A 15,137-nucleotide genomic window follows, 5' to 3' on the forward strand; every position below is an offset into this window, starting at 1 on the left:
TGGTCGCGGCATAGCGTACATCACTCAGTTCATACCAGACTCAAATTGAACACGGCCATTGAGCCTTTTATTTTCGCGGATAGATAAAAACCGCTAAGAAAGCTGATGTGTATGCTTTAAGCTTTTTATAGCTATCTTTTTCCGATTAGAGACCTAAATTGCAAGGTTATTTCTTAGGTAATATAAAAACCGGGCGTTACACCCGGTTGGGAATGCACGAAACGATAGTGAGCAGTAGGCCGGATAAGGCATTTACGCCGCCATCCGGCAATCTGTTACAAGCAGCCGGATGGCGCTTCGCTTATCCGGCCTACAGCGTAATTCCCTTTTCAGCACAATGATGAATTTATCGGCGTCATTATGTTTAGCTAAGCTGAATTGAGGACTTTCCCCCTCTGAACAAACCTTACGCGCTCAAACCACGATGTTCCAGCATCGGCTCCATTCGGGGATCGCGCCCGCTCCACTGGTGATAGAGTTCAGCTAAATCAGTACTGTTACCGCGGGACAAAATAGCTTCACGGAACTTTTGCCCGTTTTCACGAGTTAATCCGCCCTGCTCTACAAACCACTGATAGCCATCATCGGCCAGCATTTGCGTCCACAAATAGGCGTAATAACCTGCGGCATAACCGCCGCCGAAGATATGGGCAAAATAGCTGCTACGATAACGAGGCGGCACAGCCTTGAGTTCCAAACCTTCTGCTGCCAGCGCCTGCTGTTCAAATTGATCAACCGAAAGAGATAACGCGCTATTTTCCAGACTGTGCCAACGCATATCCAGCAATGCGGCACTGAGCAGTTCGGTCATGTCGTAACCTTTGTTAAACAGGCTGGCCCGCTGCATCTTATCCCGCAACGCCTGCGGCATTTGCTCCCCGGTATCAACATGACGAGCAAAACGAGCAAAGACCTGCGGATGACTCGCCCAGTGTTCGTTGATCTGCGAAGGAAACTCAACAAAATCCCGCGGAGTATTGGTTCCTGAAAGTGTGGCATAACGCTGAGTGGCAAACAGGCCGTGCAACGTGTGCCCAAACTCATGAAATAACGTAATAACATCATCCCACAATAACAATGCAGGCTGACCCTTTGCCGGTTTTTGATAATTACACACGTTATAAATAACCGGCCGGGTTTCATTGAGTTGCGATTGCTCAACAAAATTGCCCATCCAGGCACCACCGCTTTTCGATTCCCGGGCAAAGAAATCGCCGTAAAATAACGCCAGCCCTACGCCATCGTGATCGAATATTTCCCATACCCGAACATCCGGGTGATAAACAGGAATGTCGAACCGTTCTATAAATTTTATGCCAAAGAGTTGATTAGCTGTCCAGAAAACGCCCTCGTTCAGCACCGTATCAAGGGCAAAGTAAGGTTTGAGCTGCGCCTCATCAAGAGCATATTTCTCACGACGAACCTGCTCGGCATAAAATGCCCAGTCCCAGGCCTCGACGTTAAATTGCCCCTGTTCGTGATTGATAACATTCTGGATTTCGGCCTGTTCATCCAATGCCCTGGCTCGCGCAGCGGGAACAATCGCCCGCATGAAATTCAGTGCCGCCTCCGGTGTTTTTGCCATCTGATCGGCAATTTTCCATGCAGCGTAATTGGCAAAACCGAGTAGTTTCGCCTGCTGCATTCGGATCTCGACCAGTCGCTGAATAATCGCCCGAGTATCGTTAGCGTCATTGTTTTCTGCTCTCGTCCATGCTCGGTTGAACAGATTCTCACGGGTCTGGCGATCGCGTAACGCCGCAAGTGCCGGTTGCTGAGTCGTATTCAATAGCGGGATAACCCAACGCGCTTCAAGCCCTTTCTCCTTTGCAGCTTCGGCGGCAACAGCAATTTCCTCTGCGCTAAGTCCGTCCAGGTAACGTGCATCATCCACCACCAGAGCACCGGACTTGTTCGCCGCCAGCAGCCGTTGATTAAACTGGCTGGTCAACGTGGCGGACTCTGTATTGAGCGCTTTAAGGTTTGCTTTATCGACCTCATTCAGACGCGCGCCGGCTAATACAAAACGCTGGTGGATGACCTCCAGCAAGCGTGATGATTCGCTATCCAGCCCCAGTGAACCTCGCTGTTGCCAGACCGCTTCAACGCGCGAAAAAAGCGCGTCATTGAGATAAATATCATTGGCAAGGCTCGCCAGTTCCGCGGAAAATTCTTCGTCAAGGCGCTGTAGTTCATCGTTGGTGTGTGCCGCCGTCATCGCGAAGAAAATGCTGGTTACGCGTGTGAGCAGCGTGCCACTTTGTTCAAGCGCCAGCAACGTATTGGCAAAATCAGGGGCCTGCGGGTTTTGCACAATCGCCTCGATCTCTGCACGTTTTTGCCGCACGCCTTCATCGAACGCTGGGCGATAGTGCTGCACCTCTATCTGATCAAACTGCGGGGCCTGATACGGCAATGTGCTGTGGTGTAAAAAGGGATTCGTTAACGACATCTTCCACTCCTGAAAACGATTTGTTTACCAGAGTAGACTTCCCGGGAATCAACCGCAATCGCGTTACGCAGGAATAGCTCTGAACGGAAATGACGTGCTATGGTAGTACTACATAAAAAGCGTTGAGGAACAGTGAGATGATCGTTTTAGTAACCGGAGCAACCGCAGGTTTTGGTGAGTGCATTACGCGTCGTTTTATTGAGAATGGGCATAAAGTTATTGCCACCGGACGCCGCCAGGAGCGCCTGCAAGAGCTCAAAGATGAGCTGGGTGACCGCCTCTATACCGCGCAACTGGACGTACGTAATCGTGCATCGATTGAAGAGATGATGGACGCCTTACCCGCAGAATGGCGCAATATTGATGTTCTGGTCAACAACGCAGGTCTGGCGCTGGGCCTTGAGCCTGCTCACAAGGCCAGCATTGAAGACTGGGAGAATATGATCGACACCAACAACAAGGGGCTGGTTTATATGACCCGTGCCGTTCTGCCTGGTATGGTTGAACGCAACCGCGGTCATATTATCAATATCGGTTCTACCGCGGGCAGTTGGCCATACGCTGGCGGTAACGTCTATGGTGCGACTAAAGCGTTTGTTCGCCAGTTTAGCCTGAATTTACGTACTGATTTACACGGCACTGCAATTCGCGTTACCGACATCGAGCCGGGTCTGGTTGGCGGTACGGAGTTCTCTAATGTCCGTTTTAAAGGTGATGACGCCAAAGCTGAAAAAGCCTACGAAAATACCACGGCGCTGACTCCGCAAGATGTTACAGAAGCGGTATGGTGGGTGGCTTCTTTACCGGCTCATGTCAATATCAACACCCTTGAAATGATGCCTGTCACACAGTCTTTTGCCGGGCTGAGTATCCACCGGAGCTAATTTCTCTGCCCGGCCTTGTGCCGGGTATAGATAGCCTGAAAGAAGTGATAAAATATCCGGGTTAACTCTCTAAAAAGTAAGAATGAATGACCGTAGAAACGCAGCTCAACCCTACACAACCAGTAAATCAACAGATTTACCGTATTCTTCGCCGTGATATCGTGCATTGTCTGATTGCACCCGGTACACCGCTGTCGGAGAAAGAGGTTTCTGTACGATTTAATGTGTCACGCCAGCCGGTACGAGAAGCATTCATCAAACTGGCTGAGAACGGTCTGATTCAGATCCGCCCGCAGCGTGGCAGCTACGTGAATAAAATTTCGCTGTCGCAGGTGCAAAACGGCTGTTTTGTTCGCCAGGCAATTGAATGTGCCGTGGTACGCCGCGCCGCATCGCTGATCAACGATCAACAGTGCTATCAGCTTGAACAGAATTTGCATCAGCAGCGCATCGCAATTGACCGAAAACAGATTAATGATTTCTTCCAGCTTGATGATGAGTTTCATCAGAAACTGGCTTTAATCGCCGAGTGCCAACTCGCCTGGGATACCGTTGAGAATATAAAGGCTACAATTGACCGCGTTCGTTATATGAGCCTGGATCATATTTCCCCGCCTGAAATGCTGCTACGCCAGCATCACGATATCTTTGCCGCCCTTGAGAAGCATGATGGCGATGCGGTCGAGCGCGCAATGATGCTCCATCTTCAGGAAATTGGTGAGTCCGTTCAGCTTATTCGTCAGGAAAATAGCGACTGGTTCAGCGAAGATTAATTCTACGCTCACCTCACTCCGGGGTGAGTTTCTCCTGCGTTTTCCCCTCTCCCGCATAACTGCATAAAAAAAGCTGTGATTTTGATCGAAAACAAAAAAAATCATTAACGAGAAGCGTATTTATATTGCGCCCGTTACGTGGGACTAAAAGCCCACGGGCTTTGACGGTAAGTTGGAAAGGAGAAAACACCATGAAAACATACGATCGTAACCGTAACGCAATCACCACTGGCAGCCGCGTCATGATCAGCGACACCGGACTCACAGGCCGCATTACAGCGATAGATACCGATGGCCTGACCGCTGAGCAGATTCGCCGCGGGAAAACAGTGGAAATCGAAGGATGTGAAGGCAAATACGCCCCCCTCGAGCTGATTCGTTTAGGCATGAACTAATTGGTGTGAATGCCAGAAAACACAGCGCCATCTGGCCGTTGCAAGCCAGATGGCGACATAAAGCATAATCTTCGTTACTTCAGTTTTGCTGCATACTTCGCAACCGTCGCCTTCGCCCCTTCAGCCAGTAAAGTAAGATACGCTTGTGTGACCTGCCGATTGAACAGTTCAACCTGTGGCAGTTCACGACCAAAAATAGCATCAATTGACAGCAGCGCCTGAACGCGCTCTTCGCCCTCGTTACTGCTACGCACGGCATTCTGGATCACCGGCAACAATGGATCGCTAATTTCAATCGCCTGGCCCTGTTCATCCACACCACCGACGTAACGCATCCAGCCAGCGACACCCAGTGCCAGCAGCGCAAAGTCACTACCGTGCACAATGTGCCAACGAATGGAATCAAGCATACGCTGCGGCAGTTTTTGGCTACCGTCCATGGCGATCTGCCAGGTACGATGACGCAGCGCCGGATTGCTGTAGCGTTCAATTAACAGATCGGCGTAGCGCTGTAGGTCAACACCTTTTACTTTCAGCGTAGGTGCTTGTTCCTGCAACATCAGCGCACGTGCAGCAAGACGATAGTTTTCATCACCCATGCAATTGTTAATATGTTGATATCCCGCCAGATACCCAAGATACGCAAGGAAAGAGTGGCTGCCGTTGAGCATACGCAGTTTCATCTCTTCAAACGGAATGACATCAGCCACCAGTTCCGCCCCGGCCTTTTCCCATTCAGGACGGCCGGCAACAAAGTTATCTTCAATTACCCACTGGCGGAACGGTTCGCATGCCACGCCTGCCGGGTCGCGTACACCGGTGATATGTTCAATTTTGTCCAGCGTCTCCTGCGTAACCGCCGGGACAATGCGGTCAACCATGGTTGATGGGAATGTCACATGTTGTTCGATCCACGCGGCCAGTTCCATATCCACCGCTCGGGCATATGCAGTGACAACATTGCGCATCACATGACCGTTTTCTGGCATGTTATCGCAGGACATCACGGTAAAGGCGGCTAAACCCGCAGCTTTGCGACGAGCCAGGGCTTCAACCACCACGCCCGGCGCAGTTTTAGGCTGTTTGGGGTTTTGCAGATCGGCTGCAATCATTGGATTGTCTAACATCACTTGGCCGGTCGCCGGAGAATGGCAGTATCCTTTCTCGGTGATGGTCAGGGAAACGATCGCGACCTGCGGTTCACACATCGCTGCCAGTACGCTTTCCAGACCATCAACCTGCGCATGCAATGCATTTTTCACCACGCCCACGACTCTCGCAGTCCAGGCATCAGCAGACATCTCTGCAACGGTATACAGATTATCTTGCTGTTTCAGATCGAAAATCTGCTGCTCGCCGCCAATCAGGTTCACTTCGCAGTAACCCCAGTCACTGCCGTGATCGGCGGCCAGAATGTCAGCGTAAACACCCTGATGTGCGCGGTGAAACGCGCCAAACCCCAGATGAACAATACGCGGAACCAGTTTTGTACGATCGTAGTCAGGAAGTGCAGCCTTAGCCGCTAAGAGCTTGTTTTGCATGGTATGGCCTACTTATAAATGAAATCAGGACTGTTCCAGAGTAACGCCTGTATGGTTGTATGTTTTGATTTGCATTAAGCTTTTTATGATTGGTATGACATCATGTAAAGCTGTGTAATAGCATGGGCAGCGTACGAGTACATCCGCCCATGCTACTGTCTTGTATCAGCTTGTCTGAGTCACCGAGCAACGAACCTTCTCGGCTTTTTTCACCTCGGCAGCATCCTCAAGTACGCTCAGGTCGCGATCTTTCACTTCTGGCATCAGCAACGCGGAAATCAAACCAATCAGTGAGTAAGCGATGACCATCACCAGAATTGGCCACCAGGAATTAGTCATGTTGCAGAAAATACCCGCCAGAACCGGACCAAAACCAACAGCAACTAACCCGCCCGCTTCTTTTGAAATCGCCATTCGCGTAAACCGGTTACGCGCACCGAACATTTCCGCCATGGTAATATTTTCGAGAGCAAATAACCCCAATACGGCAAAATTATGAATAACAATCAGTGCCGTCATAATGACACCCGGGCTATACGTTTTATCCACTACAATTGACAGCATCGGGTAAGCCAAAATAATTGCCGAGATATTCAGGATAATATAAGGCAAACGACGACCAAACTTATCAGACAACCAACCAAGCAACGGTATTGTAATAAAGCCCAACACCGAACTGATCATTAAGGCATCAGTGGGTATAGATTTATCAAATAACAGCGTCTGTACTAAATAACCGGCAAGGAAGGTTTGGATTAATCCTGAATTACCCGCCTGTCCAAAACGTAGGCCGGTTGCCAGCCAGAAAGATTTACTGGTAAACATCGCCCCCAGCGTATTTTCTGACGAATTATTTAATGCCGGAGCGTTTTCTTCATCATTCACTTTCTCAAATACCGGGCTTTCTTTGAGATTCATACGCAACCAGATGGCAAAGATCATCACCACGACACTCGCCAGGAACGGAATGCGCCAACCCCAGGCTAATAACTCCTCACGGTCGAGCGCAAAGAACATCACCGCCCAGATGGCCGTTGCGCTAAGGGTTCCACAGTTGGTCCCCATGGCAACAAGTGAGGAAATAATGCCACGTTTACCTTTTGGCGCGTACTCGGCAAGCATCGTGCCTGCGCCCGAAATTTCAGCCCCCGCACCAAGCCCTTGCACGATACGCAGCGTCACCAGCAGCACAGGCGCAAAGATACCAATTTGTGCATATGTTGGCAGCACGCCAATTAAGGTCGTACAAATTCCCATCATCGTAATGGTAATAAACAGTACTTTTTTACGGCCGATGCTGTCTCCCATTTTGCCAAATATAAATGCTCCAACGATACGAGCAATATATCCTGCACCGTATGTACCCATCGCTAAAATAAGCGCCATGGCGGCAGACTGTTCCGGGAAAAATATTTCATGGAATACCAGTGCGGCACCCAAAGAATATAACTGAAAATCCATAAATTCGAGCGCAGTACCCAACCATCCGGATACGGCAGCCCTAACCAGATCTTTCGTGGATCTTTCGTGTTTTTCTTGATTCATATTGGCTATCTCTAAGAGGTAAGATGCGTACCACTTACTCGCAGTTATTTATATTATTCACTGAATGTAAGTAAGACTTTGCAGCAGTGCTGCTGATCTTTCTCAAACAATTCAATTGCGTCTGTAACGTGGTGATAGTCAAAAGTGTGAGTAATAAGTTGATTAGGATCGATAAGTCCGTTGACCAACCAATCAATCACAATCGGGAATTTGTTCGCATTTAATCTTGAGGAATAAATGGACAGTTCTTTCCCGGTAATGCCTTGTTGAATAATCTGACAAGGATCGCTGGAGAAGCCCATCAGAACAATTCGCGCGGCCGGCGATGCCAGCGTGATTGCCTCCTGTAAAATGGATGGATGGCAAGCTGCATCCACGATAATGGTCGGTTTTAGTCCGTTTTCCGCAAGGAACTCTTGCAACGAGTGCTGACTATTATTGATTGCCCAGTCTGCACCGCACTGCTTCGCCATGGCCAGGCGCTCATCGATTCTGTCAGCAATCACTACAGTTTTGACCTTATAGACACGCTTAAGCGCCTGTACAGTGGTCAGTCCCATAGGCCCTGCGCCATAAATCAGCGCAATATCGTTTTCTGTTGGTTTAATTTGCCCGGTCACGTTTGCGGCGATAGTGAAAGGTTCCACCATAACGGCATGCTCATCAGGCACTGTATCGGGGATCATCCAGGCATTTTTCGCTGGCACAACAGCGTACTCACTGAAACCACCATCGCGATGCACGCCCAGCACCACCAGCGATGTACAAACGTTAGGTTTACCAATTGAACAGGGATAACAATGTCCGCAGCTGATGACCGGATCAACGGACACCCGCTCACCTATTCGCGAATGGTCAACGCCATCACCTACCGCCTCTATCACGCCATAAAACTCGTGGCCAATCACGCGCGGGTATTGTGCAAATGGATTATGACCGCGATAAATATGACTGTCGGAGCCACAAATTCCCGCCAGTTTTACCTTTACCCTCACCTCACCTGCTAAGGGTTCTGGCACCGGTCGTTCGGCGATAATCAGCGTATTCGGTTTTTCAATTACGATACTTTTCATAGCAAATCACTCCTTACCAGTTCCACAGCGTGCCATCTTCCAGGCGAGCAACGGGCAGATATGCAGGGTCATACGGATATTTCGCCGCCAGTTTTTCGTCAAACTCGATCCCAAGACCAGGTTTGTCTCCTGGGTGCATATAGCCGTTATCAAAGGTCCAGTTATGTGGGAACACTTCCAGCATTTGCTCGGAATAGCCCATATATTCCTGTACGCCGAAGTTCGGCACCCACAGATCAAAATGCAGCGCGGCGGCCATGCACACAGGCGACAGATCGGAAGGTCCATGTGAACCGGTACGAACCTGATACAGCGACGCGAAATCGGCAATCCGGCGCATACCGGTGATACCACCAGCATGGGTGATGGTGGTGCGGATATAGTCGATCAGTTGTTCTTCAATAAGCTGTTTACAGTCCCAGATACTGTTGAACACTTCCCCTACCGCAATCGGCGTGACCGTATGCTGGCGGATCAGGCGGAAGCACTCCTGGTTTTCAGCTGGCGTTGGGTCTTCCATCCAGAACAAACGGTACTGTTCAATGCTTTTGCCAAAACGGGCCGCTTCAATTGGCGTCAGACGGTGGTGCATATCGTGCAGGAGATGTTCGTTGAAACCAAACTTGTCACGCACGGCAGCAAACAATTTTGGTGTGAAATCCAGGTATTTCTCCGTTGACCACAACTGCTCTTCCGGCCATTGCCCTTTGGTGGCGGGTTCGTAGGCCAGTCCTTTGCCTTTAGACATACCGTAAGTGGTTTTCATACCCGGCACGCCGCACTGCACGCGAATAGCTTTAAAGCCCATTTCTTTATGACGCGCATAATCTTCGAGTACGTCATCAACGGTATGGCCTGTGGTGTGACAGTAGACCATAACCCCTTCACGAGAAGCACCGCCGAGCAACTGGTACAACGGCATATTCGCCGCTTTCGCTTTGATGTCCCAGAGAGCCATATCCACCGCAGAAATCGCCGACATGGTGACCGGACCACGACGCCAGTACGCACCTTTGTAGAAAAACTGCCAGATGTCCTCAATACGATGCGCATCGCGACCAATAAGCTGCGGACACACGTGATCTTTCAGATACGACGCCACGGACAACTCGCGTCCATTTAACGTGGCATCTCCCAGCCCGGTGATCCCATCTTCTGTCGTAATTTTCAACGTTACAAAATTACGCCCAGGACAGGTGACAAACACTTCAGCCCCAACAATCTTCATTTCTTATTCCCTGCATCTGTTCTTGTGATGCAGGAAATTTACTCAACTGAGCTACTACCATACAAGTATAAAGATCAAAAAAACGCTGTTTGATCACAAAAAAGGCGCTATGCGCGCCCCCATCCAGCCACAATGATCAACATGCCGCACAATGCCACCAGCGCGCCAGACCAGTCATATAAACTGAGTTTTACACCATCGACAATGCGTAGCCATAGCAGCGCGGTCACCACGTAAACACCGCCATAGGCTGCGTATACACGCCCGCTGGCTGCCGGATGCAGCGTCAGCAACCAGACGAATACAGCCAGTGATACCCCGGCGGGTATCAGCAACCAGGCTGTAGCCCCTCGCTTAAGCCAGAGCCAGGGTAAAAAGCAGCCAATGATTTCGCATAACGCGGTGACGAAAAAAAGAAATGTGGTCTTAAGCATTGATGTTATTCAGTTACCTTCGGTTTAACCATGATACGACAGAATCTCGTTAGCGTATCCATATCTACCGGGTGGGTATGCCCGCAAACTGGAATAGTGTAGAATTTAACCCTGTTTTATCGTTTTTACCCTTTCCCATAAAAGGAATTCACCATGAAAATTACACTGACCAAACGCCTGTGCCTGACGGCTATGCTGACGCTGGCTGCGGCTGTGTACACCTCTTCCGCATTTGCTGAAACCAGTAAACTGGTCATTGAATCCGGAGACAGTGCGCAAAGTCGTCAACAAGCCGCAATGGAAAAGGAACAATGGAACGATACGCGCCAGCTTCGCCAGAAAGTCAATAAACGTGCAGAGAAAGAATGGGACAAAGCCGATACGGCCTTTGATAGCCGTGATAAGTGCGAGCAGAGCGCTAATATTAATGCGTACTGGGAACCTAACACCCTGCGCTGCCTCGACCGCCGTACTGGCCGCACCGTTGCCCCATAATCATTGCACTTTGAAGGATATTGAAAGGATACGATATGACTAGCGCCCTCAGTGTTAAGTTGCGCCCGCTGGAGCGTGAAGATTTACGATTCGTCCATCAGCTTGATAATAATGCCAGCGTAATGCGCTACTGGTTCGAAGAGCCTTACGAAGCGTTTGTTGAGCTGTCAGACCTGTATGACAAACACATCCACGACCAAAGCGAACGCCGCTTCGTGGTGGAATGCGACGGTGAAAAAGCCGGGCTGGTGGAGTTGGTTGAAATTAACCACGTGCACCGCCGGGCCGAATTCCAGATTATTATTTCGCCGGATTATCAGGGGAAGGGTCTGGCCTCACGGGCGGCTAAGCTTGCGATGGATTACGGCTTTACCGTGCTCAACCTCTATAAGCTGTATCTGATCGTCGATAAAGAGAACGAAAAGGCTATCCACATTTACCGTAAACTCGGTTTTATGGTGGAAGGCGAGCTGATTCATGAATTCTTTATCAACGGCCAATACCGCAACACTATCCGCATGTGCATCTTCCAGCAGCAGTATCTGGCAGAACACAAAACGGCAGGCCCTAACCTGTTGCAACCTACCGCTCAGTAAAGGCGATTAGTAGTAATCGATAGTGTTTTCAATCGAGTAATGATGTTCAACTGCCGGCTTCACGCTCTCGTCAACGATAACGAGCTGGCAGTTGACCGGATTTGCGTATTCATCGTATTTGCACGTTTGTTTGACATTGCCTAACGGATGATTGTTGAGCAGGCTCACCGCGGTGTAATCCAGCTTCTTCAACGGGTCGACCGACGGTTTGGCATCAACCTGTAAGGTATTGTCCTTACTGACGGTTGTTTTACCCAGCGGGTAGCCTTCGGCATCATATCGATACTGCACCTTCATCTCTTTCCCCGTTGCAGAAACGACAAAACCGTTATCGTCGGTATCCCACACCACACCTGCAGCAGGCAGTTCCGCCAGTTGGCATTTGCCCTGTAAACGGATCCGTTTTTCCAGCGTTTCGGCATCCCGATAGTAGTTAGCATCCAGGACCAGCGCCATACCGGTATTGTTTTCGATATCGTGCAGTTCAAGTGTATCGAAACACCCTTCCTGTGACAGGGTACCAGCGACGCGCTTGGTGACCTCACCTTTGTCGTTGAGCAGCGTCTGACTGAAATCTTTCACCGGCCCGCGCAGCGGATCGAAATCAAATTCATTGGAAAAACTGGCCATTTCCGGCGTAAAGGAAACCAGCCCTTTGGCATTATCACACCCAACCAGCACGACACACAGGAAACCTAACAGGGTCTGTTTCTTCACATTTTTCACCGGGATAAGAAGATAATTCTCAATCATATTAGCAAATACAGTTATTTACACCAGAAATGCTAATCTTAGTCTATGTCGATCATAAAGGAGCTGATGATGAAATACGTAACAGGAATTGCCGCGATCTTACTGGCAGTTGCATCCCCACAGGTTCTGGCGGCACCTGCGTCATGTGAACGCGTGAAAAGCGATATCGAGCAGCGCATCATCAATAATGGCGTCGCAGAGTCCAGCTTTACGCTGAACATTGTCCCCAACGATCAGGCCGATCAACCTGATTCACTGGTGGTAGGACATTGTGCAAACGATACGCACAAAATTCTCTACACCCGGACTAACAGTGGAAACGCCCCTGCCAACAGCTCGCCTGCACAGGACGGGCACGTCGCCGAACCGCAATAAATCATACCCTCCGTACGCGGAGGGTTACTCCAGTTTGATATGCATTAAAATGCCATACTCATAAATGGGTAAACTCACTCTATTATTAGCATGCTATTAATTTCGCTATAGAGATTAATATATAGCGATAACTATAATGGAGTGAGTTATGTCTGATACTGAGCAATATGGAGGTATTAGCCGCAGGATGTTAGTGAAATCCTCGGCTATAGGTTCGTTGGCGCTTGCCGCTGGCGGGTTATCGTTACCTTTTGGGATGCGCACCGCAGCTGCTGCTGAGGTACAACAGGCGATACAACCGGCTGAAGAGAAAGTGGTTTGGGGTGCTTGTTCCGTGAACTGCGGAAGTCGTTGTGCCCTGCAACTCCACGTCAAAGATGACGAAGTCGTATGGGTGGAGTCTGATACGACCGGAGACGATATTTATGGTCAGCACCAGGTGCGCGCCTGTTTGCGTGGACGCTCAATCCGTCGACGGATCAATCATCCGGATCGCCTCAATTATCCTATGAAGCGCGTGGGCAAACGCGGTGAGGGTAAATTCGAACGCATAACCTGGCAGGAAGCACTGGATACCATCAGCACCAGTTTAAAAAATACCGTACAGAAATACGGTAATGAGGCCGTGTATATCAACTACACCTCTGGCATTGTCGGCGGCAATATTACTCGCTCCTCCCCTTATGCCTCGCTGGTCGCTCGATTGATGAACTGCTATGGCGGATTCCTGAGCCATTACGGCACATACAGTACCGCACAAATCGCGGCGGCAATGCCTTACACCTACGGCTCAAATGACGGCAACAGTACATCCGACATTGAAAACACGAAGCTGGTGGTGATGTTCGGCAATAACCCTGCCGAAACGCGCATGAGCGGCGGTGGCATAACATACTTCCTTGAGCAGGCCCGGGAGCGTTCTAACGCCCGCATGATCGTCATCAACCCGCGTTATACCGATACCGCTGCGGGTCGTGAAGATGAGTGGATCCCTATCCGTCCGGGAACCGATGCCGCACTGGTGGCGGGAATCGCCTGGGTCCTGATTAACGAAGATCTCGTCGACCAGGCGTTCCTCGACACATATTGCGTCGGTTATGACGAGAAAACCCTACCCGCTGACGCTCCCGCTAACGGACATTACAAGGCCTATATACTTGGCAATGGCGATGACGGTGTCGCTAAAACGCCCCAATGGGCCTCGCATGTCACAGGGATCCCGGCCGAGCGCATCATTAAACTGGCACGGGAAATCGGTAGTACAAAACCGGCGTATATTTGTCAGGGTTGGGGTCCACAACGTCAGGCTAACGGCGAACTGACTTCGCGCGCGATCGCAATGCTGCCAATCCTGACCGGCAACGTTGGCATCAACGGCGGCAATAGCGGTGCGCGAGAATCAACCTACACCATCACGATTGAACGTATGCCGCTGCCGGATAATCCCATCAAGACCCAGATATCCTGCTTTAGCTGGACCGACGCCATCGCCCGGGGTCCGGAAATGACCGCAACCCGCGATGGCGTGCGCGGGAAAGATAAGCTCGATGTACCGATTAAATTTATCTGGAACTACGCGGGCAACACCATTACTAATCAGCACTCAGATATCAATAAAACGCATGAGATCCTTCAGGATGATACGAAATGCGAAATGATAGTGGTCATCGAAAATTTCATGACATCTTCGGCGAAATATGCCGATATTCTGCTGCCGGACCTAATGACCGTCGAACAGGAAGACATCATTCCTAACGACTATGCAGGCAACATGGGATACCTCATTTTTATTCAACCCGCGACGTCACCGAAGTTCGAACGCAAACCGATCTACTGGATAATGAGCGAAGTCGCCAAACGCCTTGGCAATGATATCTATCAACGGTTTACGGAAGGCCGTACTCAGGAACAGTGGCTCCAGTATCTGTATGCAAAAATGCTGGCCAAGGACCCCGCGCTCCCTTCTTATGACGAGCTGAAAAAAATGGGGATCTATAAACGCAAAGATCCTAACGGGCATTTTGTCGCTTATAAAAAATTCCGCGACGATCCGCAGGCCAATCCGCTCAAAACACCCTCTGGAAAGATTGAAATTTACTCCAGCCGACTGGCGAAAATTGCCAACACCTGGGAGTTGCAGAAGGATGAAGTAATTAGCCCGCTTCCCGTCTACGCCTCCACGTTTGAAGGGTGGGACGATCCCAAACGCAGCGCATTTCCGCTGCAGTTGTTTGGCTTTCATTACAAATCCCGTACGCACTCCAGCTACGGCAATATCGATGTTCTGCAGGCGTCCTGTCGTCAGGAAGTGTGGATCAATCCCGTCGATGCCCAAAAGCGTGGTATTGCAAATGGCGATATGGTGCGGGTCTTTAACGATCGCGGGGAAGTACGTATTCCGGCCAAAGTGACGCCACGGATCCTGCCTGGCGTCAGCGCAATGGGCCAGGGTGCATGGCACGATGCAAATATGGCCGGCGACAAGATTGACCATGGCGCCTGCGTCAATACGCTGACAACACAGCGCCCTTCACCGCTGGCAAAAGGCAACCCACAGCATACTAATCTGGTCGAGATCGAGAAGGTTTAAGGA

The 15,137-nt window shown here is 50.1% G+C and carries 14 protein-coding genes; 7 read left to right on the forward strand and 7 right to left on the reverse strand.

Annotated features, from left to right (window positions below; genetic code table 11):
- Positions 1–406: 406 nt before the first annotated feature.
- Entirely contained in the window at positions 407–2,452 is a 2,046-nt protein-coding gene (gene dcp, locus OGY06_RS03735) for a peptidyl-dipeptidase Dcp (RefSeq protein WP_286604725.1), read from the reverse strand.
- 137 nt (positions 2,453–2,589) lie between these two features.
- Here dcp and ydfG point away from each other — a divergent pair, with 137 nt between their 5' ends.
- From ydfG to ydfZ, 3 genes are all read left to right on the forward strand, one after another.
- Entirely contained in the window at positions 2,590–3,336 is a 747-nt protein-coding gene (gene ydfG / locus OGY06_RS03740) for a bifunctional NADP-dependent 3-hydroxy acid dehydrogenase/3-hydroxypropionate dehydrogenase YdfG (RefSeq protein ID WP_003832919.1), read from the forward strand.
- 86 nt (positions 3,337–3,422) lie between these two features.
- Positions 3,423–4,109, forward strand: coding sequence for a GntR family transcriptional regulator (locus OGY06_RS03745; RefSeq protein WP_003032396.1), 687 nt, complete (start codon positions 3,423–3,425; stop codon positions 4,107–4,109).
- A 191-nt stretch (positions 4,110–4,300) separates the two neighbouring features.
- Complete coding sequence (ydfZ, locus tag OGY06_RS03750) at positions 4,301–4,504, forward strand: putative selenium delivery protein YdfZ (protein WP_003032393.1); 204 nt, start codon at positions 4,301–4,303, stop codon at positions 4,502–4,504.
- A gap of 74 nt (positions 4,505–4,578) precedes the next feature.
- Here the strand turns inward: ydfZ and OGY06_RS03755 are convergent, their stop codons facing one another.
- The 5 genes from OGY06_RS03755 to OGY06_RS03775 all read right to left on the reverse strand — a co-directional run bounded on the left by OGY06_RS03755 (position 4,579) and on the right by OGY06_RS03775 (position 10,325).
- Positions 4,579–6,045 carry a mannitol dehydrogenase family protein gene (locus tag OGY06_RS03755; RefSeq protein WP_286604728.1) on the reverse strand — a complete coding sequence of 489 codons (1,467 nt, stop codon included), beginning with the start codon at positions 6,043–6,045 and terminating at the stop codon, positions 4,579–4,581.
- Positions 6,046–6,210: 165 nt separating this feature from the next.
- Complete coding sequence (locus OGY06_RS03760) at positions 6,211–7,590, reverse strand: MFS transporter (RefSeq protein WP_003832910.1); 1,380 nt, start codon at positions 7,588–7,590, stop codon at positions 6,211–6,213.
- A 53-nt stretch (positions 7,591–7,643) separates the two neighbouring features.
- Positions 7,644–8,663 (reverse strand): Zn-dependent oxidoreductase, encoded by a 1,020-nt coding sequence (locus OGY06_RS03765; RefSeq protein WP_286604731.1) that lies wholly within the window; start codon positions 8,661–8,663, stop codon positions 7,644–7,646.
- Between the two features lie 13 nt (positions 8,664–8,676).
- Positions 8,677–9,891, reverse strand: coding sequence for a starvation-sensing protein RspA (rspA, locus tag OGY06_RS03770; RefSeq protein ID WP_003832907.1), 1,215 nt, complete (start codon positions 9,889–9,891; stop codon positions 8,677–8,679).
- 107 nt (positions 9,892–9,998) lie between these two features.
- A complete protein-coding gene (locus tag OGY06_RS03775; RefSeq protein WP_003832904.1) occupies positions 9,999–10,325 on the reverse strand; it encodes a YnfA family protein in 327 nt (108 codons plus the stop codon).
- Positions 10,326–10,478: 153 nt separating this feature from the next.
- Between OGY06_RS03775 and OGY06_RS03780 the strand changes: the two genes are divergently transcribed.
- Complete coding sequence (locus OGY06_RS03780; RefSeq protein ID WP_003032382.1) at positions 10,479–10,820, forward strand: DUF1283 family protein; 342 nt, start codon at positions 10,479–10,481, stop codon at positions 10,818–10,820.
- Between the two features lie 35 nt (positions 10,821–10,855).
- Positions 10,856–11,416 (forward strand): spermidine N1-acetyltransferase, encoded by a 561-nt coding sequence (gene speG, locus OGY06_RS03785; RefSeq protein WP_149335343.1) that lies wholly within the window; start codon positions 10,856–10,858, stop codon positions 11,414–11,416.
- A 6-nt stretch (positions 11,417–11,422) separates the two neighbouring features.
- Here the strand turns inward: speG and OGY06_RS03790 are convergent, their stop codons facing one another.
- A complete protein-coding gene (locus tag OGY06_RS03790; protein ID WP_080470568.1) occupies positions 11,423–12,133 on the reverse strand; it encodes a YnfC family lipoprotein in 711 nt (236 codons plus the stop codon).
- Between the two features lie 102 nt (positions 12,134–12,235).
- On the opposite strand from OGY06_RS03790, the gene OGY06_RS03795 reads away from it, so the two are divergent.
- Together OGY06_RS03795 and ynfE are read left to right on the forward strand one after the other, a co-directional pair.
- Positions 12,236–12,544, forward strand: a complete 309-nt coding sequence (locus OGY06_RS03795; RefSeq protein WP_008784729.1) for a DUF1161 domain-containing protein — start codon at positions 12,236–12,238, stop codon at positions 12,542–12,544.
- A 148-nt stretch (positions 12,545–12,692) separates the two neighbouring features.
- Complete coding sequence (ynfE, locus tag OGY06_RS03800) at positions 12,693–15,134, forward strand: selenate/tellurate reductase subunit YnfE (RefSeq protein ID WP_286604735.1); 2,442 nt, start codon at positions 12,693–12,695, stop codon at positions 15,132–15,134.
- Positions 15,135–15,137: the final 3 nt, after the last annotated feature.

It is taken from the genome of Citrobacter sp. Cpo147, assembly GCF_030332405.1.
Lineage (GTDB): Bacteria > Pseudomonadota > Gammaproteobacteria > Enterobacterales > Enterobacteriaceae > Citrobacter > Citrobacter portucalensis.

Excerpts from the sequence above, each read along its gene's own strand:
- OGY06_RS03795 (WP_008784729.1), top strand. The coding sequence starts at position 12,236 with ATGATGAAATACGTAACAGGAATTGCCGCGATCTTACTGGCAGTTGCA.
- OGY06_RS03765 (WP_286604731.1), bottom strand. The coding sequence starts at position 8,663 with ATGAAAAGTATCGTAATTGAAAAACCGAATACGCTGATTATCGCCGAA.
- OGY06_RS03755 (WP_286604728.1), bottom strand. The coding sequence starts at position 6,045 with ATGCAAAACAAGCTCTTAGCGGCTAAGGCTGCACTTCCTGACTACGAT.
- OGY06_RS03745 (WP_003032396.1), top strand. The coding sequence starts at position 3,423 with ATGACCGTAGAAACGCAGCTCAACCCTACACAACCAGTAAATCAACAG.
- OGY06_RS03760 (WP_003832910.1), bottom strand. The coding sequence starts at position 7,590 with ATGAATCAAGAAAAACACGAAAGATCCACGAAAGATCTGGTTAGGGCT.
- ynfE (WP_286604735.1), top strand. The coding sequence starts at position 12,693 with ATGTCTGATACTGAGCAATATGGAGGTATTAGCCGCAGGATGTTAGTG.
- OGY06_RS03775 (WP_003832904.1), bottom strand. The coding sequence starts at position 10,325 with ATGCTTAAGACCACATTTCTTTTTTTCGTCACCGCGTTATGCGAAATC.
- OGY06_RS03780 (WP_003032382.1), top strand. The coding sequence starts at position 10,479 with ATGAAAATTACACTGACCAAACGCCTGTGCCTGACGGCTATGCTGACG.
- ydfG (WP_003832919.1), top strand. The coding sequence starts at position 2,590 with ATGATCGTTTTAGTAACCGGAGCAACCGCAGGTTTTGGTGAGTGCATT.
- ydfZ (WP_003032393.1), top strand. The coding sequence starts at position 4,301 with ATGAAAACATACGATCGTAACCGTAACGCAATCACCACTGGCAGCCGC.
- dcp (WP_286604725.1), bottom strand. The coding sequence starts at position 2,452 with ATGTCGTTAACGAATCCCTTTTTACACCACAGCACATTGCCGTATCAG.
- rspA (WP_003832907.1), bottom strand. The coding sequence starts at position 9,891 with ATGAAGATTGTTGGGGCTGAAGTGTTTGTCACCTGTCCTGGGCGTAAT.
- speG (WP_149335343.1), top strand. The coding sequence starts at position 10,856 with ATGACTAGCGCCCTCAGTGTTAAGTTGCGCCCGCTGGAGCGTGAAGAT.